General features: G+C 63.1%; 24 protein-coding genes. 10 read left to right on the forward strand and 14 right to left on the reverse strand.

The window, feature by feature from the left end; all coding sequences use genetic code 11:
- The first annotated feature begins 85 nt into the window (after positions 1-85).
- Positions 86-367: a hypothetical protein gene (locus tag BLJAPNOD_RS18775; RefSeq protein WP_077503193.1), complete on the forward strand. Its 282-nt coding sequence runs from the start codon at positions 86-88 to the stop codon at positions 365-367.
- Between the two features lie 342 nt (positions 368-709).
- Here the strand turns inward: BLJAPNOD_RS18775 and prfH are convergent, their stop codons facing one another.
- From prfH to BLJAPNOD_RS18795, 4 genes are all read right to left on the reverse strand, one after another.
- On the reverse strand, positions 710-1,327 hold the full coding sequence (gene prfH, locus BLJAPNOD_RS18780; RefSeq protein WP_115420775.1) for a peptide chain release factor H: 618 nt from the start codon (positions 1,325-1,327) through the stop codon (positions 710-712).
- The gene (locus BLJAPNOD_RS18785) at positions 1,320-2,534 is read right to left on the reverse strand and encodes an RNA ligase RtcB family protein (protein WP_115420776.1); all 1,215 of its coding nucleotides are present in this window, start codon (positions 2,532-2,534) and stop codon (positions 1,320-1,322) included. Before BLJAPNOD_RS18785 ends, prfH begins: the two co-directional genes overlap by 8 nt.
- 314 nt (positions 2,535-2,848) lie before the next feature.
- On the reverse strand, positions 2,849-5,515 hold the full coding sequence (gene ppdK, locus BLJAPNOD_RS18790; RefSeq protein ID WP_115420777.1) for a pyruvate, phosphate dikinase: 2,667 nt from the start codon (positions 5,513-5,515) through the stop codon (positions 2,849-2,851).
- A gap of 121 nt (positions 5,516-5,636) precedes the next feature.
- Positions 5,637-6,347 carry a hypothetical protein gene (locus tag BLJAPNOD_RS18795; protein ID WP_115420778.1) on the reverse strand — a complete coding sequence of 237 codons (711 nt, stop codon included), beginning with the start codon at positions 6,345-6,347 and terminating at the stop codon, positions 5,637-5,639.
- 159 nt (positions 6,348-6,506) lie between these two features.
- Between BLJAPNOD_RS18795 and BLJAPNOD_RS18800 the strand changes: the two genes are divergently transcribed.
- Positions 6,507-7,556, forward strand: a complete 1,050-nt coding sequence (locus BLJAPNOD_RS18800) for an AraC family transcriptional regulator (RefSeq protein WP_115420779.1) — start codon at positions 6,507-6,509, stop codon at positions 7,554-7,556.
- A gap of 290 nt (positions 7,557-7,846) precedes the next feature.
- On the opposite strand, the gene BLJAPNOD_RS18805 is transcribed toward BLJAPNOD_RS18800, so the two are convergent.
- The 3 genes from BLJAPNOD_RS18805 to BLJAPNOD_RS18815 all read right to left on the reverse strand — a co-directional run bounded on the left by BLJAPNOD_RS18805 (position 7,847) and on the right by BLJAPNOD_RS18815 (position 12,996).
- Positions 7,847-11,308 (reverse strand): chromosome segregation SMC family protein, encoded by a 3,462-nt coding sequence (locus BLJAPNOD_RS18805; RefSeq protein ID WP_115420780.1) that lies wholly within the window; start codon positions 11,306-11,308, stop codon positions 7,847-7,849.
- A gap of 102 nt (positions 11,309-11,410) precedes the next feature.
- Positions 11,411-12,265, reverse strand: coding sequence for a DsbA family protein (locus BLJAPNOD_RS18810; RefSeq protein ID WP_077498034.1), 855 nt, complete (start codon positions 12,263-12,265; stop codon positions 11,411-11,413).
- Positions 12,266-12,489: 224 nt separating this feature from the next.
- A complete protein-coding gene (locus BLJAPNOD_RS18815; protein WP_077498035.1) occupies positions 12,490-12,996 on the reverse strand; it encodes a DUF721 domain-containing protein in 507 nt (168 codons plus the stop codon).
- 93 nt (positions 12,997-13,089) lie between these two features.
- Between BLJAPNOD_RS18815 and mutY the strand changes: the two genes are divergently transcribed.
- Genes mutY through BLJAPNOD_RS18830 form a run of 3 tightly spaced genes read left to right on the forward strand, consistent with a single transcriptional unit; the run spans position 13,090 to position 15,193 of the window.
- Positions 13,090-14,178, forward strand: coding sequence for an A/G-specific adenine glycosylase (gene mutY, locus BLJAPNOD_RS18820; protein WP_115420781.1), 1,089 nt, complete (start codon positions 13,090-13,092; stop codon positions 14,176-14,178).
- Positions 14,179-14,200: 22 nt separating this feature from the next.
- Positions 14,201-14,818: an HAD family phosphatase gene (locus BLJAPNOD_RS18825; RefSeq protein ID WP_115420782.1), complete on the forward strand. Its 618-nt coding sequence runs from the start codon at positions 14,201-14,203 to the stop codon at positions 14,816-14,818.
- A gap of 15 nt (positions 14,819-14,833) precedes the next feature.
- Positions 14,834-15,193: a nuclear transport factor 2 family protein gene (locus tag BLJAPNOD_RS18830; RefSeq protein WP_115420783.1), complete on the forward strand. Its 360-nt coding sequence runs from the start codon at positions 14,834-14,836 to the stop codon at positions 15,191-15,193.
- 124 nt (positions 15,194-15,317) lie between these two features.
- Here the strand turns inward: BLJAPNOD_RS18830 and BLJAPNOD_RS18835 are convergent, their stop codons facing one another.
- From BLJAPNOD_RS18835 to BLJAPNOD_RS18845, 3 genes are all read right to left on the reverse strand, one after another.
- Entirely contained in the window at positions 15,318-16,448 is a 1,131-nt protein-coding gene (locus BLJAPNOD_RS18835; RefSeq protein ID WP_112808508.1) for a site-specific DNA-methyltransferase, read from the reverse strand.
- Positions 16,449-16,586: 138 nt separating this feature from the next.
- On the reverse strand, positions 16,587-16,934 hold the full coding sequence (locus tag BLJAPNOD_RS18840) for an antibiotic biosynthesis monooxygenase (protein ID WP_077498040.1): 348 nt from the start codon (positions 16,932-16,934) through the stop codon (positions 16,587-16,589).
- A gap of 4 nt (positions 16,935-16,938) precedes the next feature.
- A complete protein-coding gene (locus BLJAPNOD_RS18845) occupies positions 16,939-17,259 on the reverse strand; it encodes an NIPSNAP family protein (RefSeq protein ID WP_115420784.1) in 321 nt (106 codons plus the stop codon).
- 80 nt (positions 17,260-17,339) lie between these two features.
- Between BLJAPNOD_RS18845 and BLJAPNOD_RS18850 the strand changes: the two genes are divergently transcribed.
- The gene (locus BLJAPNOD_RS18850) at positions 17,340-18,020 is read left to right on the forward strand and encodes a winged helix-turn-helix domain-containing protein (RefSeq protein ID WP_115420785.1); all 681 of its coding nucleotides are present in this window, start codon (positions 17,340-17,342) and stop codon (positions 18,018-18,020) included.
- On the opposite strand, the gene BLJAPNOD_RS18855 is transcribed toward BLJAPNOD_RS18850, so the two are convergent.
- The 3 genes from BLJAPNOD_RS18855 to BLJAPNOD_RS18865 form a co-directional block, all read right to left on the reverse strand.
- On the reverse strand, positions 18,000-18,455 hold the full coding sequence (locus BLJAPNOD_RS18855; RefSeq protein WP_115420786.1) for a DUF1284 domain-containing protein: 456 nt from the start codon (positions 18,453-18,455) through the stop codon (positions 18,000-18,002). The two genes, BLJAPNOD_RS18850 and BLJAPNOD_RS18855, sit on opposite strands and share 21 nt — an antisense overlap.
- Complete coding sequence (locus BLJAPNOD_RS18860) at positions 18,452-19,045, reverse strand: biotin transporter BioY (RefSeq protein ID WP_115420787.1); 594 nt, start codon at positions 19,043-19,045, stop codon at positions 18,452-18,454. The genes BLJAPNOD_RS18855 and BLJAPNOD_RS18860 overlap by 4 nt, the downstream gene beginning before the upstream one ends.
- 227 nt (positions 19,046-19,272) lie before the next feature.
- Positions 19,273-19,941, reverse strand: coding sequence for a GntR family transcriptional regulator (locus tag BLJAPNOD_RS18865; protein ID WP_115420788.1), 669 nt, complete (start codon positions 19,939-19,941; stop codon positions 19,273-19,275).
- Between the two features lie 179 nt (positions 19,942-20,120).
- On the opposite strand from BLJAPNOD_RS18865, the gene BLJAPNOD_RS18870 reads away from it, so the two are divergent.
- Both BLJAPNOD_RS18870 and BLJAPNOD_RS18875 read left to right on the forward strand, forming a co-directional pair.
- Positions 20,121-20,816 (forward strand): HAD family hydrolase, encoded by a 696-nt coding sequence (locus BLJAPNOD_RS18870; protein ID WP_115420789.1) that lies wholly within the window; start codon positions 20,121-20,123, stop codon positions 20,814-20,816.
- A gap of 229 nt (positions 20,817-21,045) precedes the next feature.
- A complete protein-coding gene (locus BLJAPNOD_RS18875; RefSeq protein WP_077498047.1) occupies positions 21,046-22,152 on the forward strand; it encodes an ABC transporter substrate-binding protein in 1,107 nt (368 codons plus the stop codon).
- 75 nt (positions 22,153-22,227) lie between these two features.
- Here BLJAPNOD_RS18875 and BLJAPNOD_RS18880 read toward each other — a convergent pair whose 3' ends face one another.
- A complete protein-coding gene (locus BLJAPNOD_RS18880) occupies positions 22,228-22,776 on the reverse strand; it encodes a hypothetical protein (protein WP_077498106.1) in 549 nt (182 codons plus the stop codon).
- A gap of 279 nt (positions 22,777-23,055) precedes the next feature.
- On the opposite strand from BLJAPNOD_RS18880, the gene thrC reads away from it, so the two are divergent.
- Together thrC and BLJAPNOD_RS18890 are read left to right on the forward strand one after the other, a co-directional pair.
- Positions 23,056-24,456, forward strand: coding sequence for a threonine synthase (gene thrC / locus BLJAPNOD_RS18885; protein ID WP_115420790.1), 1,401 nt, complete (start codon positions 23,056-23,058; stop codon positions 24,454-24,456).
- 16 nt (positions 24,457-24,472) lie between these two features.
- Entirely contained in the window at positions 24,473-25,774 is a 1,302-nt protein-coding gene (locus tag BLJAPNOD_RS18890) for a pitrilysin family protein (protein ID WP_115420791.1), read from the forward strand.
- Positions 25,775-25,853: the final 79 nt, after the last annotated feature.

Genomic DNA, 25,853 nt, shown 5'->3' on the forward strand with positions numbered 1-25,853 from the left:
CGTGTCCGACCTCCTGACAAGGATGAGGTTGGGGCACAAGCAAAGACGGTCTTTCGCCAAGCCGATCTGCATCCGCTCAGGAGGCATGAATACGATGAAGACCAAACTGCTGACCCTTTGCGCCGTCGGGCTTTTGCTTGCGGCCTGCCAGACGATGACCCCGGAGGAGCGGCGCGCCGCCGATGGCAATACCTGCGCCTCCTACGGCTTCCGTCGAGGAACAGACGCATTTGCCACCTGCCTGCAGCGCATCGAGCTTGACCGCCGCGCCGAGTCGCGCGCCTTCCGCTACAACAACGATGCGATGATGTGGGGCTGGAACCGCCCGGTCGTCATCGCGCGTCCGGTGATCGTGCAGGCGAACTGAACTGCGGCCGCATGTCGATAGCTGCAGACGCGCGCCCCGGACGCTCGGCGCCCGGGCCGCGCAATCGCACGGCTAGAGCGCTTCATCTCTAAACGGAGGCATTCTGCCGGAAGGAATTTCGGCCAGGACCAAGGCGGTTGGCGAAGAGCGCAGCTGACGCTGCGGTCGAGACGGCCACCGCCGGCAATGGCCAAAATTCATCCGGCCCTTCGGGTTGGCTGAAAACGGCCGCCCACTGTGTCGGATGGCTTGCTCGATGGATCGGCATCGCTCAGCGCCATCCTTCGTGTGGAGCGGCCGTTTTGAGCCAACAGAATTGCTTCCGTTTAGAGATGAAGCGCTCTAGAGCCGGAACGTCTTCACCGCATTGCCACGCTCCAACTGCTTGCTGGCCACGAACAAGGCTGCTTTTTCCTGCTCTTCGTGATCGGCGGCGATGAGTTCCAGAATGCTCTGAAGCCGGCGGATTGCGGTCGCGTTGTTGCGATGCTGCGATCGCTCCTCCCGGCAGACAACGGTGATGCCGCTCGGCACATGGGTCGCCCTGACCGCGCTGTCGGTGGTGTTTTGATGCTGGCCACCAGGTCCACCGGCCCGCAACGTCTCGAAGCGCAAGTCCTTGTGCTCGATCGTCGGTACCACGGCCGCATCGGCGCAAGGTTCGAGGCGCCGAACGCCGACAAACCAGTTCTGACGTTGGTGGCCCTTGCGCACCGGGCTCTTGAAGACAAACCGGACCGTGCCGCAATAGGCCTCGGCCATTTCCTCCGCCTTTTCACCAGACAGCGCCACCACGGCCGACTTCGGACCGAACGCATCAGGTTGACCGCCACGGGTCTCCTCGAAGCTGCAACCTCTCGTCATTGCTTCCCTGGAAAGAATTTCGATGAGCGCGGCAAGGGCGATGCGGCACTCGACTGGACCGTTGCCCGCAGTCAGAAAGAGCATTACCTCACCCACGGCGCATCCTCCTCATCGTCATCCGCTCCCGTTTTGCCTTGTCCCGGTCGACCGCCTGCCGCTGGACGTTCTTGTAGGTTACCAGCGGCTTCATGGCGGCGAGCGGTTCTACGAGCCCGAATGCCTGGAGATCGCCGACGACTTTCGCGGCATCCTTGTAGGCACTCGCGGCCTCCTCGATCAGCAGGTCGCGATCGTCACAGATGGCAACGCCGCCCCAGCCGTTGAGACGAAGAGCATCACGCTCGGATCGGTGCGCACCGGCGCGGCCATGCATGGCCTTCCGGTCATACTTGCGCCCGGCGCCGTGCGAAATGCCCCAATGGGACGCCTCTGCGCCGGCCAAGGCCCGCACGAGATAACTTCTCGTTGCGCGCGAGCCGGCGATCGGTGCAACGGTGCCTTCGCCGATGGCCGCCGCACCCTTGTAGTGCAGAAAGCCGGCCGATGTGCTTCGCACCAGATTGTGCGGCACGTCGGCAACAAGCGTCACGTCGGCACGCAACGCCTGGGCCGCACGCTCGGCGACCATCTGCCTGTTGAGCGACGCCCACCACACGCAGTCGGCGCTTCTTGCCAGCCACTGCCTGGTGGCCAGCGAATCTGCAGCCATGCCGTCGCGCAGCGGTGTGGCTGCATCGAGCGTTTGACCGAAGAGATCGGCGCCAACCGAACGCGAACCGGAATGAACCAGAAGATAGAGCTTCTGACGATCAACGATGCTTCCAGCATCTTCACTCAGGATTTCGTCGACGGCCTGTAGCTCGCAGAAATGATTGCCTCCGCCGATCGTGCCGAGAGAATGCGGGCACATATCTGGTGAGAGATCATGTTCCGCGAGCCGTCCGGCCAGGTCGTCCGGATCGATCTGCTCCATGCCGCGCAACTGTTCGGCCGCCTTTTCGACCTTGAACTTGCGCAGCGGCAGGGAAAGCTCGAAGAACGACATGCCGCAGCCGATATCGTTGCCGATCAGTTGCGGGTAAACCCGCTCGCAAAGAGCGACCATCCCGACCGGCCCGTATTTTCCCGGATGAAGATCCGGGAAGCCGGCGACGGAAATCATGCCGGCAAGCGCCGAGACTTCTCGCAGTTGGTGAATTGCCGCGCCTTCTATCCAGCTGCCGGCGGTGAAATAATGTGTGACGGCCGCATTGCGCGCGCCGCCTTCGTCTTCGGGGACGGTGTCCCCAAGATGAGTGCCCACGAAAATAATTCCAGAACAGGGTCAAGCAACCGGCGCGATGGCCGGCAGGACGGGTCTCACCAGCGCATCAACCCTGATCAGCCACGAAGCCCCAAGGGGCGTAAGGAAATGCTCTGCGTCATTTTCCGCTCCTGTTCTGAACAAACGGCCATGTCATGCATGGCCGACACCTGCCGCCCGACAATATGCCGTGCGAACGGTGGGCGTCATGAACCGCTGGTCCGCACTTTGCAACCAGGAAATGCCGAGACAATACTGAAGCCGTCTTCCCGTTGCACGACGGCAACAGCGCGAGCCGTTGCCGCCTTGGTGCCTCACGCCTTGCCGTTGATTGCCGCCTGGGCGGCTGCCAGCCGGGCGATCGGCACGCGGAAGGGCGAACAGGAGACGTAGTCAAGGCCGGTTTCTTCGCAGAAACGGATCGAGGCCGGATCGCCGCCGTGCTCGCCGCAGATGCCGAGCTTCAGGCCGTTCTTGGTCCGCCGTCCGCGCTCGGCGGCAATCTGGATCAGTTCGCCGACCCCGTCGAAATCGAGCGAGACGAACGGGTCCTGCTCGATGATGCCCTTCTGCTGATAGGTCGCCAGGAATTGCGAGGCGTCGTCGCGCGAAATGCCGAAGGTCGTCTGGGTCAGGTCGTTGGTGCCGAACGAGAAGAAATCGGCCGCTTCGGCAATCACATGCGCGCGAAGAGCCGCACGCGGCAGCTCGATCATCGTGCCGACCAGATAGTCGATGTCGATGCCGGCTTCGCCGATCACCGCCTTTGCCACCGCATCGATGCGCTCCTTGACGTAGTCGAGTTCGGCGCGCAGGCCGACGAGCGGCACCATGATTTCAGGCACGACCGGAGCACCGGTTTCGCGTGCGGCTTCGACCGCTGCCTCGAAAATGGCTCGGGCCTGCATTTCGGCGATCTCCGGATAGGAGATGGCGAGGCGGCAACCGCGATGGCCGAGCATCGGATTGAACTCGTGCAGCTGGTCGACGCGCTGGCGCAGGGCTGACGGATCGAGCGACAGGACGCCGGCGACATCGGCGATCTCTTCATCCGTCTTCGGCAAGAATTCGTGCAGCGGCGGGTCGAGCAGGCGGATGGTCACCGGCAGCCCGTGCATGATGGAAAACAGCTCGACGAAGTCCGAACGCTGCATCGGCAGGAGCTTGGCAAGCGCGAGGCGTCGACCAGCCTCGTCTTCCGCCAGGATCATTTCACGCATGACGTTGATGCGCCCGTCTTCGAAAAACATGTGCTCGGTGCGGCACAGGCCGATGCCCTCGGCCCCGAAGGAGCGCGCGGCGCGCGCATCGGCCGGCGTCTCGGCATTGGTGCGCACGGTCATGCGACGGCTGGCGTCGGCCCAGGCCATGATCTTACCAAAATCGCCCGAAAGCTCGGGCTGAAGCATGGCGATCGCGCCTTTCAGCACCTGGCCGGACGAGCCGTCGATGGTGATGATGTCGCCCTTCTTCAGCGTCACGCTCGGGGTGATCAGCAATTCGTTGCGCAGATCGACGCGGATGCCGCCGGCGCCGGAAACGCACGGCGTGCCCATGCCGCGTGCCACCACCGCAGCATGGCTGGTCATGCCGCCACGAGTGGTCAAAATGCCTTCGGCGGCGTGCATGCCGTGAATGTCTTCCGGGCTGGTCTCGATGCGCACGAGGATGACCTTGCGGCCTTCCTTGTCGGCCTGAACGGCCTCTTCTGAGGTGAAGACCATCTCGCCTGTCGCCGCCCCCGGCGACGCCGGCAGGCCGGAGCCGATGATATCGCGGCGCGCGTGCGGATCGATCGTCGGGTGCAGCAATTGGTCGAGCGAGGCGGGATCGATGCGAGCGACCGCTTCGTTCTTCGAGATCATCCCCTCCTCGGCCATATCGACGGCAATCTTGAGCGCGGCCTTGGCCGTGCGCTTGCCGGAGCGCGTCTGCAGCATCCAGAGCGTACCGCGCTCGATGGTGAATTCGAGGTCCTGCATGTCGCGATAGTGGCGCTCGAGCTTGTCGCAGATCGCGCGGAACTCGGCGAAGGCCTCCGGCATCAGCTTTTCCAGCGACGGCTTGTCGGAGCCGGAGGCAATACGGGCAGCCTCGGTGATGTTCTGAGGCGTGCGGATGCCGGCAACGACATCTTCCCCTTGAGCATTGACGAGGAACTCGCCGTAAAGCTCGTTCTCGCCGGTCGACGGATTGCGGGTAAAGGCGACACCGGTCGCCGACGAATTGCCGAGATTGCCGAAAACCATCGCCTGGACGTTGACGGCCGTGCCCCAGGCCGCGGGAATGCTGTGCAGATGGCGGTAGGTGATGGCGCGCGGGTTCATCCAGCTGGAGAAAACAGCGCCGATGGCGCCCCAGAGCTGGATTTCCGGATCCTGTGGAAACGGCTCACCGAGGGCTTCCTCGATCGCTTCCTTGTAGCGGCTGATGACATGCTGCCATTCGACCGCGGAAAGCTCGGTATCCTGCTCGTGGCCGAGGCGGGCCTTCTCGTCTTCGAGGATCTCTTCGAAAACATCATGGTCTACGCCCATGACGACATCGCCATACATCTGGATGAAGCGGCGGTAGCTGTCCCAGGCAAAACGCGCGTCGCCGGCGTCGTGACCGAGCGCATGCACCGACTGATCGTTGAGGCCGAGATTGAGAACAGTATCCATCATCCCCGGCATCGAGGCGCGCGCGCCGGAACGCACCGAAAGCAGCAGCGGACGGTTGGTGTCGCCAAAGATCCGGCCGGTCACTTCCTCCATCCGCCGAATGCCTTCGCGGACCTGATCGTGCAAGCCGTCGGGGATCTCGCGGCCATTGTCGAAATAGCTGTTACAGGCATCGGTGATAATGGTCAGCCCCGGCGGCACCGGCAGGCCGAGACTGCACATTTCGGCAAGGTTCGCACCCTTGCCGCCCAACCGGTCACGATCGCCCGCCCGCCCTTCGGCCTTGCCCCCACCGAAGGTGTAAACCCATTTCGTCATGCCTGCTCTCCACCCAGAAACAGTCTTTTGTGACGATTTACAGTATATGCTTCGGCCTGGAAATGCACCCGCCGAAGATTTATGCTGCAGCGCATCATTTTTGCGACTGGGAAGGCGAGCCTCAGCGGATCGTCGCCCGCACCATCTCCCCTGTGATGCGAACCTTTGGGCTAGCGCCGGGGACCGCCGTTCGCGAACTGTCGACCCAAGACGCCGTCGCCGTCACCTGATAATCGATGAAACTTGCCGCATCGAAGCCAAGATGAATATCGAGCGCCTTTCCGGAGATTTCGACGGTCTCTGATTGTCGGGTCTCTTCGTAGATCAGCCGCGCCCGCAGGGCGTCCACGTCGAGCCTGACCTGTCCGACGTGCCCATCGATCGAAACATCCGCCGCCTTGCCCTTGAGCGCGACATTCGAAAACTCTCCCTCCAGCTTGGCTTGAAATGCCGGTTGCTCGATCGAGACCGATGCTCCCTGTTTGAGGTTGGCGCGAAGCTGGGTCTTGCAGTCCTCCAGTTCCGGCCAGGACGGCGCAGCCACTTCCACGTAGAGGGTGGCGCCTTCGACGCGCATCCGGGTTTGCGATACGCAGTCGCTGTAAAACCAGCTGGAATAGAAGGGTGCAAACCAGCCGGATCGCTTGCTCTCGACCGAGGCGCTATAGGGCAAGCTCTCGTCACTGGTGAGTTCGATTGCGCTGGCGTCTCCCGTTGCGACGATAGCCGTGACACCGGTGATATCGATGTCGGTCGCCGATGTCTCGGCATTGCTCGCCATGGCGACGAGAAGGATGGGGGCAAGGACCATTGCAGGCAGTGCGATCGACATTTGGCTCTCCATTCGTTCGATCCGGCACCATCGCCGGACAGGAACAGCTCGCCCGAAATCGAACCAAGCGGCGACCTTGATCGCGTTTTGGGTCGACCATGATCGCAATCGAGGGCATCATCGAAACGTCCACACCTCCTCCGAAGAATCCATCCACTCATGTTATTTGTACCGCTACCCTTCGTCGTCTCCCTCCTACTGACGATCGTGATCGTCCGCATGCTGTCGCAACGGGACGACGTCATGACGTTTGAGCAGCGCCTGTTCCTCCTGCTCGTGTGCGCCTATGCGCTGCAGTCCGTGCTGATCGGCATCCGGTGGGGCTACGACATTCGCGCCATCCTGCCGGCTCAGGCGATGCTTGCGACGTTCAACGCAGCGCTCGCCTGGGTTTGCTTCAGCAACCTTGCAAGCGACAGCCAGCCAAGCCTCAGGCAAATCGGCTGGCACCTCCTGCCGGCGCTCATCGTCGGGGTGATGATGTTTGCCTGGCGAGATGCTGTCGGCACCGCGATTATCCTGTTCTTTCTCGGCTACGGCATTGCTTTGCTATGGCTTGCGCGGCTTGGGCCGAACGCACTGGTCACGTCCCGCCTCGACGGTGTGCTTCGATCATACCGCGCGCTGCAGATCACCGGATGGGCGCTCGTCGCGTCAGCCCTCAGCGACGTCGCCATCGGCTTTGACCAGACGCGCAACGGCGGCGCCTATTCCGGCGCAATCGTCGCGGCCGGCAACGTGCTCGCCCTGCTCATTCTTGGGACCGCCGCTTCGATCGCCAGCTTCGACACGTCGACGGACAACGAACGGCAGGATGAAGAGGCGTTACCCGAGGAGCGCGCTGCAAGCGAAGAGGACGCACAAATCGTGCAACGCATCGGCGAGTTGATGCACAAGAAGGCGCTCTACAAGGATCTTGAACTCAACCTCTCTCGGATCGCGCGCAAGCTCGGTGTACCGGCGCGGCGTATTTCCAACGCCATCAACCGCATCCACGGCATCAGCGTCTCGCAATACGTCAACAACTACCGGGTCGAGGAAGCCTGTCGGCTGCTTCAGACGACAAATGAGGCCATCACGCAGATCGCCTTCGAGGCGGGCTTCCTGACGAAATCCAACTTCAACCGCGAGTTCCTGCGCGTCACAGGCAAGAGCCCTTCCTCCTGGCGCGAAGAACAGCGTGTCAGCGAGCTTCGAAGAGCGGCATGAAGCGAAACGTATGCATGCGTTGAAAGCTGACCATCGGCCCGTGCCGCCCACGTTGCAGCGCTTATCTTGCAACGATCACATCGGTGGCGGAGAACGAATTCGTCGCCTCGCTGTTCAACAGCGGCTACGACGCCGTCGGCGGCGTCAGCTTCAAGATGAGGCCATAGATTGGTCTTGCACAGGCGGCTCAAGGCCGAGAGCCGCGCGCGGCGGCTGTGCGCGTCACCACCTGGGATGACATGGCTCCGCTGGATTCGACCGAAAGCTTCGTTCTCGAATTCGAGTAATGCTTAAACCACTTCCCTCAGTCGCTCTGCCGTCTGCAGGTCGACGGACACGAGCTGGGATACGCCCTGCTCCGCCATGGTGACGCCGAACAGGCGGTTCATGCGGGCCATGGTGATCGGGTTGTGGGTGATGATGACGAAGCGGGTTTCGGTCGAAGCCGCCATCTCGTCCATCAGGTTGCAATAGCGCTCGACATTGTGGTCGTCGAGCGGCGCATCGACTTCGTCGAGCACGCAGATCGGCGCCGGATTGGTCAGGAACACGGCGAAGATCAGCGCCATCGCGGTCAGCGCCTGCTCGCCACCCGAAAGCAGCGTCATGGTCTGCGGCTTCTTGCCCGGCGGACGCGCGAGGATTTCAAGGCCGGCTTCGAGTGGGTCGTCGCTCTCGATCAATTGCAGCTCCGCCGTGCCGCCGCCGAAGAGATGGGTGAAAAGCCGCTGGAACTGGGCGTTGACCACATCGAAGGCGACGATCAGTCGCTCGCGACCCTCGCGGTTAAGGTTCTGGATGGCGCTGCGCAGCTTGCGGATCGCCTCGATGACGTCGTCGCGCTCCTTCAAGAGCAAAGCCAGCCGGTCGGATAGCTCCTTCTGCTCTTCTTCGGCACGCAGGTTGACGGCGCCAAGGCGCTCGCGTTCGATCTTCAGCCGTTCCAGTTCACGCTCGACATTGCGCATGTCCGGCAGCGCCTCGTCGACGGCAAGCCCGGTCAGCCGCATCACTTCGTGCGGGGCGCAGGAAAGGGCTTCCTGGATGCGACCCTCGATCTCGACGCGGCGCTCGCGGCCCGACACCAGCCGCTCCTCGGCGCGGCCGCGCTTCTCGCGCGATTCCGCCAGCTCCGAAAGTGCTGTTGCGGCCATGCGATCGGCCTCGCGCTGGCGGCCCTCGGCCTCGGCCAGGATGTCGGCAGCCTCGCGGCGCGAAGCCTCGGCCTTCTGCAGTTCGTTCATCAGCGCGCGCCGCTTGTCGTCGAACTCGTCGGGCGCGTCCATCAGGTCTTCGACCTCCTCGCGCGCTTCCGCCTCGCGATCCCTGAGGGTGGCGATGTGCTCGTCGGCGCTGGCCGCCCGCGCCTTCCAGGTCTGGCGTTCGCCTGCAATCGCCGTGATGCGGCGCTGGCGTGCCTCGTTCTCGCGCGCAAGTCCGTCGTGAGCGGCGCGCCGTTCGGCAACCGCGGCGCGGTCGGTTGCGACATCCGCCGTCTGCGTGCGCAGTTTCAGCTCAAGCTCGGAAAGGTCGGGTGCATCGGCAAGCGCGTCGTTGGCCGTCTCGATCTGTTCGGCTACCTCTTCCAGCTGGCTTTCGAGCTGGCTCTTGGTTTCGGCAACCACCGCACGACGACGCGAGAGATCGCCGGATGCGCGCTCGGCGGCGGCCAGCGCATCGCGGGCTTCGCCCAGCTGGCGGGTGATCATGCGCTGGGCATCGCGGGCAAGCCGCAGCCGCTCATCCTCGGCGCGGATGCGCGAGCCGGCGGCAGCAAGATCGGCCTCGGCACGGCGGAGCGCCTCGCCGGCCTGGTCCGCCTCGGTGTCGAGTTCGGCAAGGCGGTTCTTCTGGGCGAGCCTCAGCGCTGCAGCGCTCGGCGCTTCGAATCCGGTCACGTGGCCGTCCCACCGCCAGACCGAGCCCTGCTTCGTCACGAGGCTCTGGCCGGGCTTCAGCAATGGCATCAACCGCTCGGCGTCGGCCTCACTGTCGACGATGCCGATCTGGCTCAAGGCGCGGGTCAGGGCTTGCGGTGCGCGAACGTGCTCAATCAGCAAGCGCACGCCCGGCGGCAAAGGGGCATCGCCGGAATGGTCGCCCGGTGTGCGCCAATGGGCAGGGGCGGCGCTATCGAGGGGCGAATCGAGATCGTCGCCAAGGGCCGCTCCCAGCGCCGTCTCGAAACCGCGATCGACCTTCATCTCCTCGACGACGGCCGGATAGTCGCCACCGCCGGCTGCTTCGAGCATACGGCGGATCGTGCGTGCCTCGGTCTCGATACCGTTGAGAACGGCCCGCGCCCGATCGACCGGCGGGCGGGCGTCGGCCTCGGCGCGGCGGGTTTCGGCCAGCGCCTCCTCGATATCGGCGACATTCGCCTCGGCCTCTTCGAGGGCCGCCTCGGCCACCTCCACCTGGCCCTGCTTTTCGTGCGGGTCGGGCAGCGTCGACATCTGCCGGTCGAGTTCGTCGAGATCGCGGGTCTGATCGGAAAGCTGGCGCGCCAGCCGCGCCTGCCGCTCCGAAAGATCGCGCAGCGCGCGCTCAAGCTGGTTGCGGCCTGCCTGTGCTTCGGCGCGCTCCGCCGTCAGTCGGCTGAGACCGGCTTCGCTTTCCGAAAGCTTTTCATTTGCCTCTTCGAGACGCTCCCGGGCTTCGCTCGCCCGGTCGTCCGCCTCGCCAAGCGCCTCGCGCAGTTCCTCATCCTCTTCGTCGAGGCGGGCGAGAATGCCGGCATTGTCGGCGACCAGGCGTTCCTCGCGGGCGATATCCTCGGCGAGCTGCGCCAGGCGACGCTGCAATTCGTCGCGCCGGCGCAGAATGCGGCCGGCGTCTTCCTCGAGCTGCGAGCGGGCGATCTGAAGCCGCTGCAAGGCGGCCGCCAGTTTCGCCTCGTTCTCGCGCAGCTCCGGCAGTTTCAGGCTGGAGATCGCCTGATCCTTGGCCGCCTGCATCTGCGCCTGCGCCTTTTCGGCGACGAGGGCCGTCACCTGGTTGAGCTGGCTCGTCGCCTCGGCCTCGGCCTCCTTGGCCTGGACCCAGCGGATATGGAACAGGATCGCCTCATGCTTGCGGATATCGGCGGACAGCATCTTGAAGCGATTGGCCTGACGCGCCTGACGCTTCAGACTTTCAATCTGGCTTTCCAGCTGCGAGGTGACGTCGTCCAGGCGCTCGAGGTTTGTCTCGGCCGCCTTCAGCCGCAGCTCGGCCTCATGCCTGCGCGAATGCAGGCCGGAAATGCCCGCCGCTTCTTCGAGAAGCTGGCGGCGCGCCTGCGGCTTGGCCGAAATCAGTTCGCCGATGCGGCCCTGCCCGACCATCGACGGCGAGCGGGCGCCGGTGGAAGCGTCGGCAAACAAGAGCTGCACATCCTTGGCGCGCGCTTCCTTGCCGTTGATCCTGTAGACCGAGCCCTGTTCGCGCTCGATGCGGCGCGTCACCTGGATTTCGTCGCTGTCGTTGAACGCGGCAGGCGCGGTGCGATCGCTGTTGTCGAGATAGAGGCCGACTTCGGCGGTGTTGCGCGCCGGGCGATTGCCGGAGCCCGAAAAGATCACGTCGTCCATGCCGGACGCGCGCATGTTCTTGTAGGAGTTTTCCCCCATCACCCAGCGCAACGCCTCGACAAGGTTCGACTTGCCGCAGCCGTTCGGGCCGACGATGCCCGTCAGACCACGCTCGATGATGAATTCACTGGGTTCGACGAAGGACTTGAAGCCGAGCAGGCGGAGCTTGTTGAACTTCATGCGGCAGACGCTGGCGCTGGACGCCCCTCGTCACCCGGCTGTCGGGCATAAAAAACGGGCGCACGGCTACTGCCGTCGCCCGTTTTCAGGAAAAGCGAAGGATCAGAGCTTGCTGTCGATGAGGGCCGACATAACGTCAACCGACATATCCCCAGAATAGTGCTCTCCATTGACGAAGAAGGTCGGCGTCGATTGTACGCCAAAGTCCTTTGCGCCCCTCTGCATAACTGCGTTCACATCATCCAGAAGTTTCTGGTTCGTCAAGCAGGACTCGAAGCTCTCCTGTGTAAAACCGGCGAGCTTGGACATCTGCAGCAAGGCATCGCGGCCATTCTGGGCGGCAGCCCACTGCTGCTGCTGCTTGAACAGCATCGAGATCATCGGGAAATACTGGCCCTCGGGCGCGCAACGCGCCAGCATGAAGGCGGCAGCCGCACGCGGATCGAACGGGAATTCGCGCAGGACGAAACGAACCTTGCCGCTGTCGATGTACTTCGTCTTGATCGTTTCGAAGGTGTTGTTGTGGAAGGCGGCGCAATGCGGGCAGGTCATCGACATGTATTCGACGATCGTGACCGGCGCGTTGGCATCGCCGATCGCCATTTCCGGCAGCGCGCCGGGTTCGAGCAGCTTGGCCATGTCGACGGAGCCTTCCGAGCTCGGCAGCTCGACCTTTGCCGCCGGAGCGGCCGTCGACTGGGCGACTTCCGTGCCGGCCGGCTTGGCTTCCGTGGTCGTTGTCGCGGCAGCCGTCGTCGATGCGGTGGTTATCGCGTCGGCAGGCTTCGCATCGGCTGGCTTAACTTCGGTCTTGGCGGCCGTTTCCGTGGTTTCGGTCGGGGTCGCCGAAGCCTGTTCCTTCTTGTCGTCGCTGCAGGCGGCAAGCACGAGAGCGACGGTCGCGATGGCAACACCGCTGAGCAGGCGTTTGGAAAGGGTCATTGCGGAAGCGGACATGAATTTTACCCGTGTTCGGAGGGAATTGCAGTGCGGATTCGATATCTTGCCGCGCGCAGGGCGGCAAGGGGCAGCTTCTCAACAGAATTCAAAGAATTGTGACCGGCTGATGGTGCGGCCCTAAAGCATCTCGCGCAAAAGTACGGGACGGTTTTGCGATAACGACATGCTCAAGAACAAGTGCCCTAAGCGCAGGGAGCGCAACTCGGAGATCGCGACGCACGTCATCGCCGGCGTGGAGACATGACGGCGGTCCCGAGCCGCCGCAGCGCCGCCTTCAGCTCTTCGCTCTCGATGCCCTCGACCATGGTTTCGAGTTTGCGGGCCGGTTCGCCTGTGAGCGGGCGTGGCGTGCGATTGCGCCTGGTCGGCTGCGAGACCGGTTTTTGCACGATCCGCAGCTGGCCGATCGCATAAAAGCCGAAGAAGCCGTTGATCCGCTGGATCAGCTCGCCCTGGGCATGGGTAAGGAACAGGGCCCGAGCGCCCTCGCAGGCCACGGTGAGCACGCCGGGTTGATGGCCACCCTCGCCGGAGATTTCCGAGGCGCGACGCGGCCAGGCGATCTTTTCCGGTCGGGTGCAGTCGGCGAAATCGGCACCGGCGATCTCGTCCCAGGAGCCGAGCAGCATGGTGTTGATGCCGGCGCGCTTGGCGAGCACGGGATCGATCAGCCCGTTTGCGACCTCTGCGATCTGGATCACACCCCGGCGGGACTTCTGTTCACTCACGAACGCGACTTTCTGTATGCAATGTCGATTGAGCCTTGATGCGCCGGCTCGCCTTCGCCAAGTATAAGCCGGAATAGGAACCTCCGGCAAATCATGGACAATACGATCACGGCGGCGAAGGCCGCCCCGCTTCTTCTTGAATGGTACGACCGGCACCACCGCGAGCTCCCATGGCGGGTCTCGCCGTCGATGGCGAGACAAGGCGTGGTTGCCAATCCCTACCATATCTGGATGTCGGAGGTCATGCTGCAGCAGACGACCGTGCAGGCGGTGAAGGCGTATTTCGAGAAGTTCCTGACGCTATGGCCGACGGTCGAAGAACTCGCCGCCGCCGACAACGAGGACGTGATGAAGGCCTGGGCGGGTCTCGGTTATTACGCACGCGCCCGCAACCTGAAGAAATGCGCCGAGGCCGTGGCGCGCGATCACGACGGTCGCTTCCCGGACACGGAAGAGGGTCTGAAGGCCCTGCCCGGTATCGGCGATTATACGGCGGCGGCCGTTGCCGCCATCGCCTTCAACCGCCAAAGCGCCGTGCTCGACGGCAATGTCGAGCGGGTGATCTCGCGGCTCTTTGCGATCGAAGCGCCGCTGCCGGCGGCAAAGCCGCAGATGCGTGCGCTCGTCGCGGCGCTCACGCCAGCCGACAGGCCCGGAGATTTCGCCCAGGCGATGATGGATCTCGGCGCGACGATCTGCACGCCGAAGCGCCCGGCCTGTTCGCTCTGTCCGTTCCGGCCGCACTGTCTGGCGCTTTCCGTCGCCGATCCCGAAACCTTTCCGCGCAAGGCGAAGAAGAAGGACAAGCCGCTCCGGCTCGGCGCCGCCTTCGTGGCGATCGATGCCCGTGACACGGTCTATCTGCGCAAGCGCGGCGAAACCGGCCTGCTTGGCGGCATGACCGAAGTGCCCGGCACCGCCTGGACGGCGCGCCAGGACGGCGACACGTCGGTCGCGGCGCAGCCCTTTGCGGCGGCCTGGGAAGACTGCGGCACCATTACCCATGTCTTCACGCATTTCGAGTTGCGCCTGTCGGTCTACCGGGCCAATGTCGCGCGCGCCGAGACCGGAAACGACGGCTGGTGGGAGCCGGTCTCGTCGCTGAAAGCCCAGGCATTGCCGACGGTTATGAAAAAGGCGATCGCCCAGGCGATCCCGGATGCCTTCAAAGCCGAGCGCTGAGACGTTTAAAGAGGAACAGGTCATGAGCAGCATCGAAATCCGCCACATCGTCTTCGACATCGGCAAGGTGCTGATCCACTACAACCCGAACCTGCCCTTCAGCCGCATCATTCCCGACGAGGCGGAGCGGCAGTGGTTCTTCGCCAATGTCTGCACCCACGACTGGAACATCGAGCAGGACCGCGGCCGTTCCTGGGAGGAAGCGGAAGCGCTGCTGATCAAGGATCATCCGGAGCGCGAAGAGCATATCCGCGCCTTCCGCAAGCATTGGCAGGAGATGGTGCCGCACGCCTATGTCGAAACGGTTTCCCTGATGGAAAACCTGATCGCAGAGGGCCGCGATGTGACCATGTTGACCAACTTCGCCTCCGACACCTTCCGCGAGGCACAACTGCTCTATCCGTTCCTGACGATGCCGCGCGGTGTCACCGTGTCGGGCGACGTCGGCCTGATCAAGCCGGATGTGGCGATCTACGAGGCCCATGCCCGCGCCTTCGACCTCGATCCGCCGGCGACACTGTTCATCGACGACAGCATGCCCAATGTCGAGGGCGCGCGACTGGCGGGCTGGCACGCGGTGCATTTCACCGACCCGGAAAAGCTCAAAGCCGATCTCGCCGCCTATGGTATCCAGCGCTGATCCCGGCTTGTCACAATGTCCCGCAATCCCTCCGCGCTGACCGCACGCTACCATGCAGCGATCAACGCGCTCGACTTCCAGTCGATATGCGACGCTTTCGCCGAGAATGCGCGTTATGTCTCGAACGGCGTCGGCGCCCTTTCCGGACGAGCCGCAATCGTCTCCGCCTTTCGGGACTATTTTCTGGTTTATCCGGATCAGGTGGCTGAAGACGGCGTGATCGAAACGCTTTCGCCCTCGTCGGCGCGAGCCACGTGGCATCTGACGGCAACGAACGCCAAGACCGGCGAGAAGGTAGAGCGTTCAGGTGTCGAGTTTCTTCATTTCAACGGTGAAGGACGGATCGTCGCGATCGAGGTTTTCGACGACGACTGACAAATCCGAACGTACAAACGCCCGGAAACCTCGCGGATTCCGGGCGTTTAAAGCTCTCCTTCCGGGACTGAAGGTACAAAAACCGGTCAGAGCGCTTTTCGAAGGACCTGGTGGAACTGGTTGATCAGTTCAGTTTTGCCAGGTCATTTCGAATGACGGTTCTGAGTTCGTCGATGGGCTTCAGGGTGTTCCCTTCTTCGAAGTGCCAGAATGTCCATCCGTTGCAGGCATCGAGACCCTGGACCTTGGCGCCCAGGCGATGAATGGAGCCGGCCTCGCCGCCGGAGGCAAGCGTGCCGTCGGCGCGCACGATGGCGCTATGACGTCGCTTGGCGTCGGTCAGCACGGTGCCGGGCTTGATCAATCCGCTTTCGATCAGCGTATTGAAGGCCACACGTGGTTCGGCCTTCTTGCCGGTCAGGACCGACAGCATGGCCTTGCCGAGCGGCTCGACGGCGTCGATGCGCGCCGATGCCGCGTCGATATAGTCCTGCTCGCGCTCGATACCGACGAAGTGACGGCCGAGACGCTTGGCAACGGCGCCTGTCGTGCCGGAGCCGAAGAAGGGATCGAGGATGACGTCGCCCGGCTTGGTGGACGCCATCATGATGCGGGCAAGCAGCGCTTCCGGCTTCTGGGTCGGATGCACCTTCTTGCCGTCGTCGCCCTTGAGGCGCTCGTGGCCCGAGCAGATCGGGAACAGCCAATCGGAGCGCATCTGCACGTCGTCATTGGCCGCCTTCATCGCATCGTAGTTGAAGGTGTAACCCTTGGCATTGGCGTTCGGCGTCGCCCAGATCAGCGTTTCATGGGCGTTCTGGAACCGGCGGCCCTTGAAGTTCGGCATCGGGTTGGTCTTGCGCCAGATGATGTCGTTGAGGATCCAGAAATGCAGGTCCTGCAGGATGGCGCCAACGCGGAAGATATTGTGGTAGGAGCCGATGACCCAAAGCGTTCCGGTCGGCTTCAGCACGCGACGGCAGGCCAGCAGCCAGGCGCGGGTGAAGGCATCATAGGCTTCGAAGGAAGCGAACTGGTCCCATTCGTCATCGACGGCGTCGACGACCGACTGGTCGGGGCGGGTCAGCATACCGCCAAGCTGCAGGTTGTAGGGCGGGTCGGCGAAAACGACATCGACCGAATTGTCGGGAAGCGCATTGAGCGCGGCCACGCAGTCACCCTTGATGATGGAATCGAGCCAGCCCAGCGGGCGGGCGGCGCGGGAGACTTCGGCAAGCGAAACAACTGATGACATGGACAACTCGCAAATACGCTTACTCGGGACGGACTATGGAGCTTATGGTTACCGAAGATGGTTACCAAAGCCTGAAGGCCGCCAGGAAAAAATCCGAATTAACGATGGGAGGCCAATCGCTTCGCTTGCCGAGAGCCGTCAAGCCGCGTGGAAGGCGCGACTGTCGACCGGCGCCTGATGCCGCTGGTTCAGGCCGTAGTCGCGCACGACCGATGCGATGCGCAAACGGTAGTCGGCAAAGACGCCATTGCGACCCGCCTCCTGGGCGGCGCGATGCTCGGCGCCGTTGCGCCATTCCTTAACGGCGTCCTCGTCGCGCCAAAATGACAGCGACAGCACCTTGTTGGGATCGGCGAGGCTTTGAAAGCGCTCGATCGAGATGAATCCGTCGATGCCATCGAGCAGCGGGCGCAGGTCGGCGGCGATGCCGAGATAGGTCTCGCGACAGCCTTCGGCCGGCAGCACTTCGAAAATAACGGCGATCATGAGTTCAATCCCTTCCAGCCTGCGACGAAACGTTCTTCAGGAAGATGCGGTCCTCCTTCAGGATAAACCGTTCCTTGCGGGCGAACGCATAGTTTTCGCGACCCAACGGGTCGGCGGCAAGCCGGGCGCGATAGGCTTCGTAGGCGGCAAGGCTGTCGATATTGTAGACGCCGTAGGCCGTCGTGGCCGAGCCTTCATGCGGCCCGAAGTAGCCGATCAAGTCGGCGCCGCAGCGCGGGATTGCCTCGCCCCAGTTGCGGGAATAAGCGGCGAACTCCTCTTTCTTGAAGGGATCGATCTCGTAGCGGATGAAGCAGGTGATCATTTGTGGTTCCTCGTGTGTGCCTCTCGATGAACCCACTATGCCTGCTTGCCGGCCAGCAATGCTTCGACTACCATCGAAGTATGAAGGAAGGTCCAGACATCGCTCTCATCGGCTCGCTGATCGGCGATCCGGCCCGCGCCAACATGCTGACCGCCCTGATGGGCGGCCGGGCGCTAACGCCGACGGAGCTTGCAACGCATGCAGGCATCACGTTGCAGACGGCGAGTTCCCATCTCTCCAAGCTCGAGGCCGGGGGCCTTCTGACCCAGCGCAAGCAGGGTCGTCACCGCTACTACCAATTGGCCGAAGACGAGGTCGGCCTGATGCTCGAAAACCTCATGGGGTTTGCCGCCAGCCGCGGCATGAACCGGCATCGCCCCGGGCCCAAGGATCCGGCGCTGCGCAAGGCCCGCGTCTGCTACAATCACCTTGCCGGCGATTATGGCGTGCGCATGCTCGACAGCCTGATCGCGGAGAAACAGATCGAGGTCGCGGGCGACGACCTCGCCTTGACCGATGCCGGCCAGATCCGCATCGAGGCGCTCGGCATAAGCTACGCATCCTTGAAGAACTCGCGCCGACCGATCTGCCGAACCTGCCTTGACTGGAGCGAGCGCCGTTCGCACCTTGCCGGCTCGCTCGGCGAGGCACTGCTGACGCTGTTCATCGACAAGGGCTGGGCAAAGCGCGAGACCAACAGCCGCGCTATCCGCTTCACCGATAGCGGCGAGAAGGCCTTTTCAGACCTCTTCCCGCAATAGACACAGATCCTCGGCTGCGTGCACGAGGACGTCTGTGAAACCGCCGCCTGCAACGCGGCTGCAGAGCCCCGCCCATTCGCATTCGGCGCAAGCCGCCGCAGTCTTGCCCTCGACGAAGGCCGAACGCAATCGCCTTAGCCTGTCGGCATCGAGCACCAGTACCGATCCAGGCACGATCTGCCGGTCAAGGATGTCGGAAACCGAGGCAAGTGCGAGGCTGTCCCGCCGTGTGATGCTCTCGTCCCGGCAATGGGCACCGGCATCGCACAACATCGGCGCACAGATATCGTCCGGTCCGTCGACGACCGTTACGGCTTCACCGGCGGAAAGGCGCTTGGCGATCTCGACATAGTTGCGGGTGAACGAGGGCGTGTAGCCCTCGCCCACGAAGGTCAGCAGGCACAACAGATGGTGCCCGCGCAGCCGGACCGTCAAATGAGGTCCGTCGGCTTTTGCGCATAGCGCTGAACGGCTTTCAGCACGGCCGCCGCAAGCGCAGACTTCAGCGCCGCGCCGAGCACGAAGGGCGCTGCACCGAGGGCGATAGCCTGTTCGAAACCGATCAGGCTCGCCAGCCACATCGCACCGAGCGCAAGGCACAGCATGTTGGCGGCGAAATGGGCAGAGAAGCTGAGGACGACACGATCACCGGTCCACCCGCGTTGCGCCAGCCAGCCGGCAAGGCCGGCGACCAGCGGGAAGGCCGCGAGATAACCGGCGGTGGGGCCAGCAAAATGCGCAAGACCGCCGGCGCCATTGGCCAGAACCGGCAGGCCCATCATGCCTTCGGCGAGCCAGGCAAGGATCGTGGCCACGCCGAGCCGCCAGCCATAGACGACGCCGATCATCGTCACGGCAAAAGTCTGCATGGTCACCGGCACCGGGACCATCGGCACGCTGATCTGCGAGGAGAGAGCAAGAAAACCGGTTCCAAGCAGCACGAACAGGGTCTTAACCGGCCAGGTTTTACCGTCGAGGCGGAGCGGATCGAACAGAGGCGCGTGGGCGGAAGCGAGATTGGACATCTGGGTCTCCGTGGGTTGCGTTCAAATTATAGATAATCTTTGATTCTATCTATAATTTCAGCCCCACTAGCGTCAGAAGGCAGGCTGGTCAATCCACGGACCGCACGAAAACGGCGCACGAATGCGCACTTTACAGCCCGCAACAGCCTGCAGAATAGAGACAAACTAAATTATAGATAATTTTCCGCCGACGACTGCAGCCGGAGCACAACGGCTGCGCTGAAAGCCTATCCGACGATCGAAAACGCCTCTCGCATCTCGCCGGCGGCGGTCTTGACCGGTGTCCTGCCGATCCAGCCGACATGGCGCTCGAGGATTTTCGCAGCCTCGTCGCCCCGCCCTTCACGCAAGGCGGCAAGGATCGCGCGATGGTCATGGTCGGTGCGCGCTTCCCAGCTGCTGCGCCAGGCCGAAAACAGAAAGCGGGCGCTGGCCGCGTGAAGATCGTCGATCGAGACCAGCAGCCGCGGCATGCCGCAGGGCTCGAGGATCAACCGATGGAAGGCGCGGTTGGCCGCCTCCCATGAACGGACGTCACGCGAGGTATCGGCCGCGACTGTGGCGGCTTCGGCACGATCGAGGATCGCGGCGGTCAGATGCGGGATCGCATGGCGCAGCGCCAGCACTTCGAGAACCGCCCGCATTTCGGCGACCTCGCGCACTTCCTTCAGATCGAACGCTGCCACGCGGAAACCGCGACGCGGTTCACTGACGGCAAGCCCTTGCGCCTCCAGCAGCCGGAATGCTTCGCGCACCGGCACATGGCTGGCGCCGAATTCCTCGGCGATGTGGTCCTGGCGCAGGCGCTCGCCCGGCGTCAGCGCGCCCGAGATGATCCTCTCGGCCAGTGCGCGGCTGATGCGGCTTGCGATCGTGTCGTCCCGTTGCTTGTCCATCGGCTACATCTAGAGGCGCTGGAGGGGCCTGTCGAGCAAGCGACATCGGCCTTTCGACGATTTCCAAAGGTTGAGATTTCGGCCGCCATCGTATAAACCTTCGGCGTACAAAAGCACTCGCCGCGAAAGAGACCCTCCCCCTGCCTGCGGCGCCTCCTTCTCCCAGGGAACTGACTTAAATGAACGGTATCGATCTCATCATCTTCGATTGCGACGGCGTTCTCGTCGATTCGGAAATTATCGCCTCGGAAGTCGAAGCGGCCCTTTTGACCGAAGCTGGCTACCCGATCAGCGTCGAGGAAATGGCAGAGCGCTTTGCTGGCATGACCTGGCAGAACACGCTGCTGCAGATCGAAAAGGAAGCGAGCATTCCGCTTTCCGCCTCGCTCATCAGCAAGGTCGACGCCATCCTCGACGACCGCCTCGAGCGCGACCTCAAGATCATCGACGGCGTCAAGCCGATGCTGGCGCAGCTGACGCTGCCGCATTGCATCTGCTCCAACTCGACCTCGGCGCGGCTTGCCATGATGCTCGGCAAGGTCGGCATCAAGGACCACTTCGGTCGCCACATCTATTCCGCCCGCGACCTCGGCGCCGACCGCGTCAAGCCGAAGCCGGACATCTTCCTGCACGGCGCCAAGCAGATGGGCGTCGCCCCTTCGCGCGTCCTGGTCATCGAGGATTCGGTGCATGGCATCCATGGCGCGCGCGCAGCCGGCATGCGTGTCGTCGGCTTCACCGGCGGCTCGCACACCCATCCCTCGCATGCCGACCAGTTGACCGAGGCGGGCGCCGAGACGGTAATTTCGCGCATGTCGGCACTGCCGGGCGTGATCGCCGCTCTTTCCGAGTGGTCAGAATCGTTGACGGCCTGATCCGGCACCCCCGGGCGCAAGCCGCCTGCAGACCCCTTTCGCCCCGGATTTTCACCGGGGCGGGAAAAAGCTCTCGGCCATCACGGCGGGCGTCCGATTAGGCGCCGAGGGACACGATGTCACATTGATGTGCGGTCGCAGTCCCTCCGAAGATCTCCCCGATTTTCGCACCGCGCACGAGGGCCATATCAGCCAAGCCCCACAAGGGGTATTTCTAGGAGGAAACACCATGCGTCTTTCAATGTTGACGGGCCTGACCCTGGCGGCCAGCGTCGCCTTCGCACCGTTCGCCTTTGCCGATATCACCGTTGGCGTCATCACGCCGCTGACCGGCCCGGTCGCGGCCTATGGCGAGCAGGTCAAGAACGGCGCTGAAGCGGCTGCCGAAGAGATCAACAAGGCCGGCGGCATCAACGGCGAAAAGATCGTCCTGAAGATGATGGACGATGCCGGCGACCCGAAGCAGGCCGTATCGGTCGCAAACCAGGCAGCCGGCGAAGGCATCCGCTTCGTCGTCGGCCCGGTGCTTTCGGGCACCTCGATGGCAGCGTCCGACGTTCTCGCCGAAAACGGCATCCTGATGGTGACGCCGACGGCGACCACGCCTGACCTGACCACCCGCGGCCTTTGGAACGTCCTGCGCACCTGCGGTCGCGACGACCAGCAGGCCGAAGTCGCCGCCGCCTTTGTGGTCAAGAACCTCAAGGACAAGAAGGTCGCCGTGCTGCACGACAAGGCGCCCTACGGCAAGGGACTGGCCGACGGCTTCAAGAAGGGCATCAACGCCGGCGGCATCACGGAAGTCGTCTATGAAGGCCTCAATCCGGGCGACAAGGACTTCAGCGCCATCGTCACCCGCCTGAAGGCCGAAAAGGTCGATGTCGTCTATTTCGGCGGCTACCATCCGGAAGGCGGCCTGCTCGCACGCCAGATGCGCGACCAGGGCGTAACCGCACAGATCTTCGGCGGCGACGGCCTGTCGAACACCGAGTTCTGGGCAATCGGCGGCGAAGCTGCTGCAGGCACGATCTACACCAATGCCAGCGACGCCACCCGCAACCCGGCGTCGGCTCCGGCCGTCGAGGCGCTGAAGGCGAAGAATATTCCGGCCGAAGCGTTCACCCTCAACGCCTATGCCGCCGTGCAAGTGCTGAAGGCCGGCATCGAGAAGGCTGGCTCCGCCGACGATGCGACTGCGGTTGCGACCGCAATCAAGTCCGGCGAGGCGATTGACACGGTACTGGGCAAGCTCACCTACGGTGAAGCCGGTGACCTCACCTCGCAGGCCTTCTCCCTCTACAAGTGGGAAGGCGGCAAGAGCGTCGCTGCCGAATAATCGCACAAGAACGCCAAATGAAAACGCCGGGGCTAGCCCCGGCGTTTTTTGTTTCAGGCTGCCGCTGCAGCACGCTTACTTCTTTCGCTTGGCCGGCGGACCTTCGTCGAAGCCGACGAAAACCTTGGCGTTGGAACCGGAGCCAGCCGGCAGTGTGACGTCCGTCTTGGTGAAGACGAACTGGGTCGAACCGCTTGCGGGGACCTCGACCACGTGCTGGACCAACTCGGAATAGAGCGTCTTTTCTTCATCCGTTGCCGCCACGCGGATCGGCATGGTGACCTTGCCGGGGCCGCCGGCCGGACCGCTGACGACACGGCCTTGAACCACGACGGTGACCGTCATGGCAGTCTCACTCAGCACGCATTGCCGCGTGGTATCGGCGAGCGACGCCTGGTAGATGACCTTCGTCGGATCGTCCTTGCCGCCCTTGGCATAGGTCCGGAACGACGAGGTGCCGTCTCTTAAGACCACCTGCGGGCATGCTGCCTGGACGACGGCCGGCGTTGGTGCGGCGGCGCTGCCACCTGCATCGATCGCTCCACCGGATTGCGTCTTGTTACAGCCGGCGAGGACCGCGAGAAATGATATTGCGAGGACAGGCCGGGATACTTTGCCAAACACGTTGAACAACCTCTGCTGAACCGGTTGAAACTCCTTGACCGAAATCTCGGCCGGAAGGCCTTTCATGGCCTTCGAGCATCGTCTATAGCAGCGGCGAATTGAAAAATCGATTGGGTCAACCGCCTCGATCGGAATTTTCCGAAACGACGCTGAGACCGGAAATTGCACGGGTGACAAGAATGCGTGGGGACTTTGTCAAGGACTGACGCAATAAGACAGACGCACCGCGGCCGGCTCGCATAGGGTCGCCGTGATCCGAAGGCAAGACGAAGGACTAGGATGGTGAAGTATATCTCGACGCGCGGCGAGGCCGCCCCCCTCGGCTTTTGCGATGCACTGCTTGCGGGCCTTGCGCGCGATGGCGGTCTCTACCTCCCCAAGGAGTGGCCGACGCTGTCCAAGAAAGAGATCCGGGCGCTGCGCGGCAAATCCTACCAGGATATCGCCTTCGCCGTCCTCGAGCCCTTTATCCATGGCGAGATCCCCCAGACCAAGTTTCGCGAGATGATCGACGAGGCCTATGCCACCTTCCGTCATCCGGCCATCGCGCCCCTCGTCCAGACCGGCCCAAATGCCTTCGTCATGGAGCTGTTCCACGGCTCGACGCTCGCCTTCAAGGACGTGGCGATGCAGCTGCTGGCCCGGCTGATGGACTATGTGCTGGCCGAGCGCGGCGAACGGGCGACCATCGTCGGCGCAACCTCGGGCGATACCGGAGGTGCCGCCATCGATGCCTTTGCCGGCCGCGAGCGCACCGACATCTTCATCCTCTTCCCGCATGGCAAGGTTTCGCCGGTCCAGCAGCGCCAGATGACGACGTCGAAGGCCGGCAACGTCCATGCCATCGCCGTCAAAGGCAATTTCGATGACTGCCAGAACCTCGTCAAAGGCATGTTCAACGACGCGGCCTTCCGCGATGGTGTCAAGCTTTCGGGCGTCAATTCGATCAACTGGGCGCGGATCATGGCCCAGATCGTCTACTATTTCACCACCGCGATCGCGCTCGGCGGACCGGACCGCAAGATTTCCTTCACAGTGCCAACAGGCAACTTCGGCGATATCTTTGCCGGTTACGTCGCCAAGCGCATGGGCCTGCCTATCGACAAGCTTGTAGTCGCCACCAACGAAAACGACATTATCGCCCGCACATTGAAGACCGGCCGCTACGAAATGCGCGAGGTCAAGGCGACGACGTCGCCGTCGATGGACATCCAGATCTCGTCAAACTTCGAACGGCTTCTGTTCGAGGCGAACGATCGTGACCCGGCCGAAGTGCGCGCCGCGATGGAGAGCCTGAAGCAGTCCGGCTCGTTTGCCATACGCGAAAAGGCACTGAAAGCGATACGCAAGGAGTTCCGCTCCGGGCGCGCCTCCGAGAAAGAGGTCGCCAAGACCATTGCCAAGACCCTGGAAGAGACCGGCTACCTGCTCGACCCGCACAGCGCCATCGGCGTCTTCGTGGCGGCCAAGCACGAGAAGGCGTCAGCCCCGATGGTGACGCTGGCAACCGCCCATCCGGCGAAATTCCCCGACGCCGTAAAATCGGCAAGTGGTATTGACCCGGCGCTTCCGACGTGGCTTGCTGACCTGATGAACAGGGAGGAGCGTTTCGATATCCTGGAAGCGGATCTGAAGAGCGTCGAGACCTTTATCGGCGAACGCACCCGCCTCCAGGGGTAAGAACGAGAAGAAACGTATGATGAAAGTTGAGTGCACCCGGCTCCCTTCCGGGTTGACGGTGGTAACCGAGCAGATGCCGCATCTCGAAAGCGTGGCGCTCGGCGTGTGGATCAAATCGGGTTCACGCAACGAAACCGTGGGCGAACATGGCATCGCCCATCTGCTTGAGCACATGGCTTTCAAAGGCACCGGCCGGCGTACCGCCCGCCAGATCGCCGAGGAAATCGAGAATGTCGGCGGCGAAGTCAACGCCGCGACCTCGACCGAAACCACCTCCTATTACGCACGCGTCCTCAAGGATCACGTGCCTTTGGCGGTCGACATCCTTGCCGACATCCTCACCGAGTCGAGCTTCGACGATGAGGAGTTGCGCCGCGAAAAGCAGGTGATCCTGCAGGAGATCGGCGCTGCCGACGACACGCCCGACGACGTCGTCTTCGATCGTTTCGCCGAAACCGCCTATCGCAACCAGACGGTCGGCCGTCCGATCCTCGGCACACCGGAGACGGTGATGTCGTTTTCGGCAGACCAGATCCGCCAGTATCTCGGCCGCAACTACACCACCGACCGGATGTTCGTCGTCGCCGCCGGCGCCGTCGAGCACGAGGCTTTCGTGCGCCAGGTCGAAGAGCGCTTTTCGACCCTGCCGCGCACGCCGCTGGCAACACCGGTTCTCGAGACCGCGATCTATACCGGTGGCGAAAGCCGCGAAACCCGCGACCTGATGGACGCGCAGATCCTGCTCGGCTTCGAAGGCAAGGCCTATCACGCCCGTGATTTCTACTGTTCGCAGATCCTCGCCAATATTCTCGGCGGCGGCATGTCTTCGCGCCTGTTCCAGGAAGTGCGCGAGCATCGCGGCCTCTGCTACTCGGTCTATGCCTTCCATTGGGGCTTCTCCGACACCGGCATCTTCGGCGTACATGCGGCAACCGGCGGCGAAAACCTGCCGGAGTTGATGCCCGTGATTGTCGACGAGCTGCGCAAGTCGTCGATGAACATCGAACAGCAGGAAATCGAGCGCGCCCGCGCCCAGATCCGCGCCCAGTTGCTGATGGGCCAGGAAAGCCCGGCGGCGCGCGCCGGCCAGATTGCCCGCCAGATGATGCTCTACGGCCGTCCGATCCCGAACGACGAACTGATGGAGCGCCTGTCCGGCATCACCATCGAGCGCCTGACGGATCTCGCCGGTCGCCTGTTCTTCGACACCACCCCGACGCTGTCGGCAATCGGCCCGCTCGAACAGCTGGCGCCGATGAACGACATCCTGTCGTCCCTGACAGGAAAAACCACCGTCGCACACGCCGTCGCGAGCTGATCCGGCCCACCAAGTTTCGGCCAGGGCCAGCGTGGGGCCTGGCCGGCGAAGTGTTTGCGACTTTTTGTAAAATCGGATT

It is taken from the genome of Ensifer sp. M14, assembly GCF_003355565.1.
Taxonomy (GTDB): Bacteria; Pseudomonadota; Alphaproteobacteria; order Rhizobiales; family Rhizobiaceae; genus Ensifer.

What these genes read in the sequence shown, in the direction of transcription:
- BLJAPNOD_RS18775 (WP_077503193.1), top strand. Translation starts at nt 86, where the DNA reads ATGAATACGATGAAGACCAAACTGCTGACCCTTTGCGCCGTCGGGCTT.
- ppdK (WP_115420777.1), bottom strand. Translation starts at nt 5,515, where the DNA reads ATGACGAAATGGGTTTACACCTTCGGTGGGGGCAAGGCCGAAGGGCGG.
- BLJAPNOD_RS18795 (WP_115420778.1), bottom strand. Translation starts at nt 6,347, where the DNA reads ATGTCGATCGCACTGCCTGCAATGGTCCTTGCCCCCATCCTTCTCGTC.
- BLJAPNOD_RS18800 (WP_115420779.1), top strand. Translation starts at nt 6,507, where the DNA reads ATGTTATTTGTACCGCTACCCTTCGTCGTCTCCCTCCTACTGACGATC.
- BLJAPNOD_RS18805 (WP_115420780.1), bottom strand. Translation starts at nt 11,308, where the DNA reads ATGAAGTTCAACAAGCTCCGCCTGCTCGGCTTCAAGTCCTTCGTCGAA.
- BLJAPNOD_RS18810 (WP_077498034.1), bottom strand. Translation starts at nt 12,265, where the DNA reads ATGTCCGCTTCCGCAATGACCCTTTCCAAACGCCTGCTCAGCGGTGTT.
- mutY (WP_115420781.1), top strand. Translation starts at nt 13,090, where the DNA reads ATGGACAATACGATCACGGCGGCGAAGGCCGCCCCGCTTCTTCTTGAA.
- BLJAPNOD_RS18825 (WP_115420782.1), top strand. Translation starts at nt 14,201, where the DNA reads ATGAGCAGCATCGAAATCCGCCACATCGTCTTCGACATCGGCAAGGTG.
- BLJAPNOD_RS18830 (WP_115420783.1), top strand. Translation starts at nt 14,834, where the DNA reads ATGTCCCGCAATCCCTCCGCGCTGACCGCACGCTACCATGCAGCGATC.
- BLJAPNOD_RS18835 (WP_112808508.1), bottom strand. Translation starts at nt 16,448, where the DNA reads ATGTCATCAGTTGTTTCGCTTGCCGAAGTCTCCCGCGCCGCCCGCCCG.
- BLJAPNOD_RS18840 (WP_077498040.1), bottom strand. Translation starts at nt 16,934, where the DNA reads ATGATCGCCGTTATTTTCGAAGTGCTGCCGGCCGAAGGCTGTCGCGAG.
- BLJAPNOD_RS18845 (WP_115420784.1), bottom strand. Translation starts at nt 17,259, where the DNA reads ATGATCACCTGCTTCATCCGCTACGAGATCGATCCCTTCAAGAAAGAG.
- BLJAPNOD_RS18850 (WP_115420785.1), top strand. Translation starts at nt 17,340, where the DNA reads ATGAAGGAAGGTCCAGACATCGCTCTCATCGGCTCGCTGATCGGCGAT.
- BLJAPNOD_RS18860 (WP_115420787.1), bottom strand. Translation starts at nt 19,045, where the DNA reads ATGTCCAATCTCGCTTCCGCCCACGCGCCTCTGTTCGATCCGCTCCGC.
- BLJAPNOD_RS18865 (WP_115420788.1), bottom strand. Translation starts at nt 19,941, where the DNA reads ATGGACAAGCAACGGGACGACACGATCGCAAGCCGCATCAGCCGCGCA.
- BLJAPNOD_RS18870 (WP_115420789.1), top strand. Translation starts at nt 20,121, where the DNA reads ATGAACGGTATCGATCTCATCATCTTCGATTGCGACGGCGTTCTCGTC.
- BLJAPNOD_RS18875 (WP_077498047.1), top strand. Translation starts at nt 21,046, where the DNA reads ATGCGTCTTTCAATGTTGACGGGCCTGACCCTGGCGGCCAGCGTCGCC.
- thrC (WP_115420790.1), top strand. Translation starts at nt 23,056, where the DNA reads ATGGTGAAGTATATCTCGACGCGCGGCGAGGCCGCCCCCCTCGGCTTT.
- BLJAPNOD_RS18890 (WP_115420791.1), top strand. Translation starts at nt 24,473, where the DNA reads ATGATGAAAGTTGAGTGCACCCGGCTCCCTTCCGGGTTGACGGTGGTA.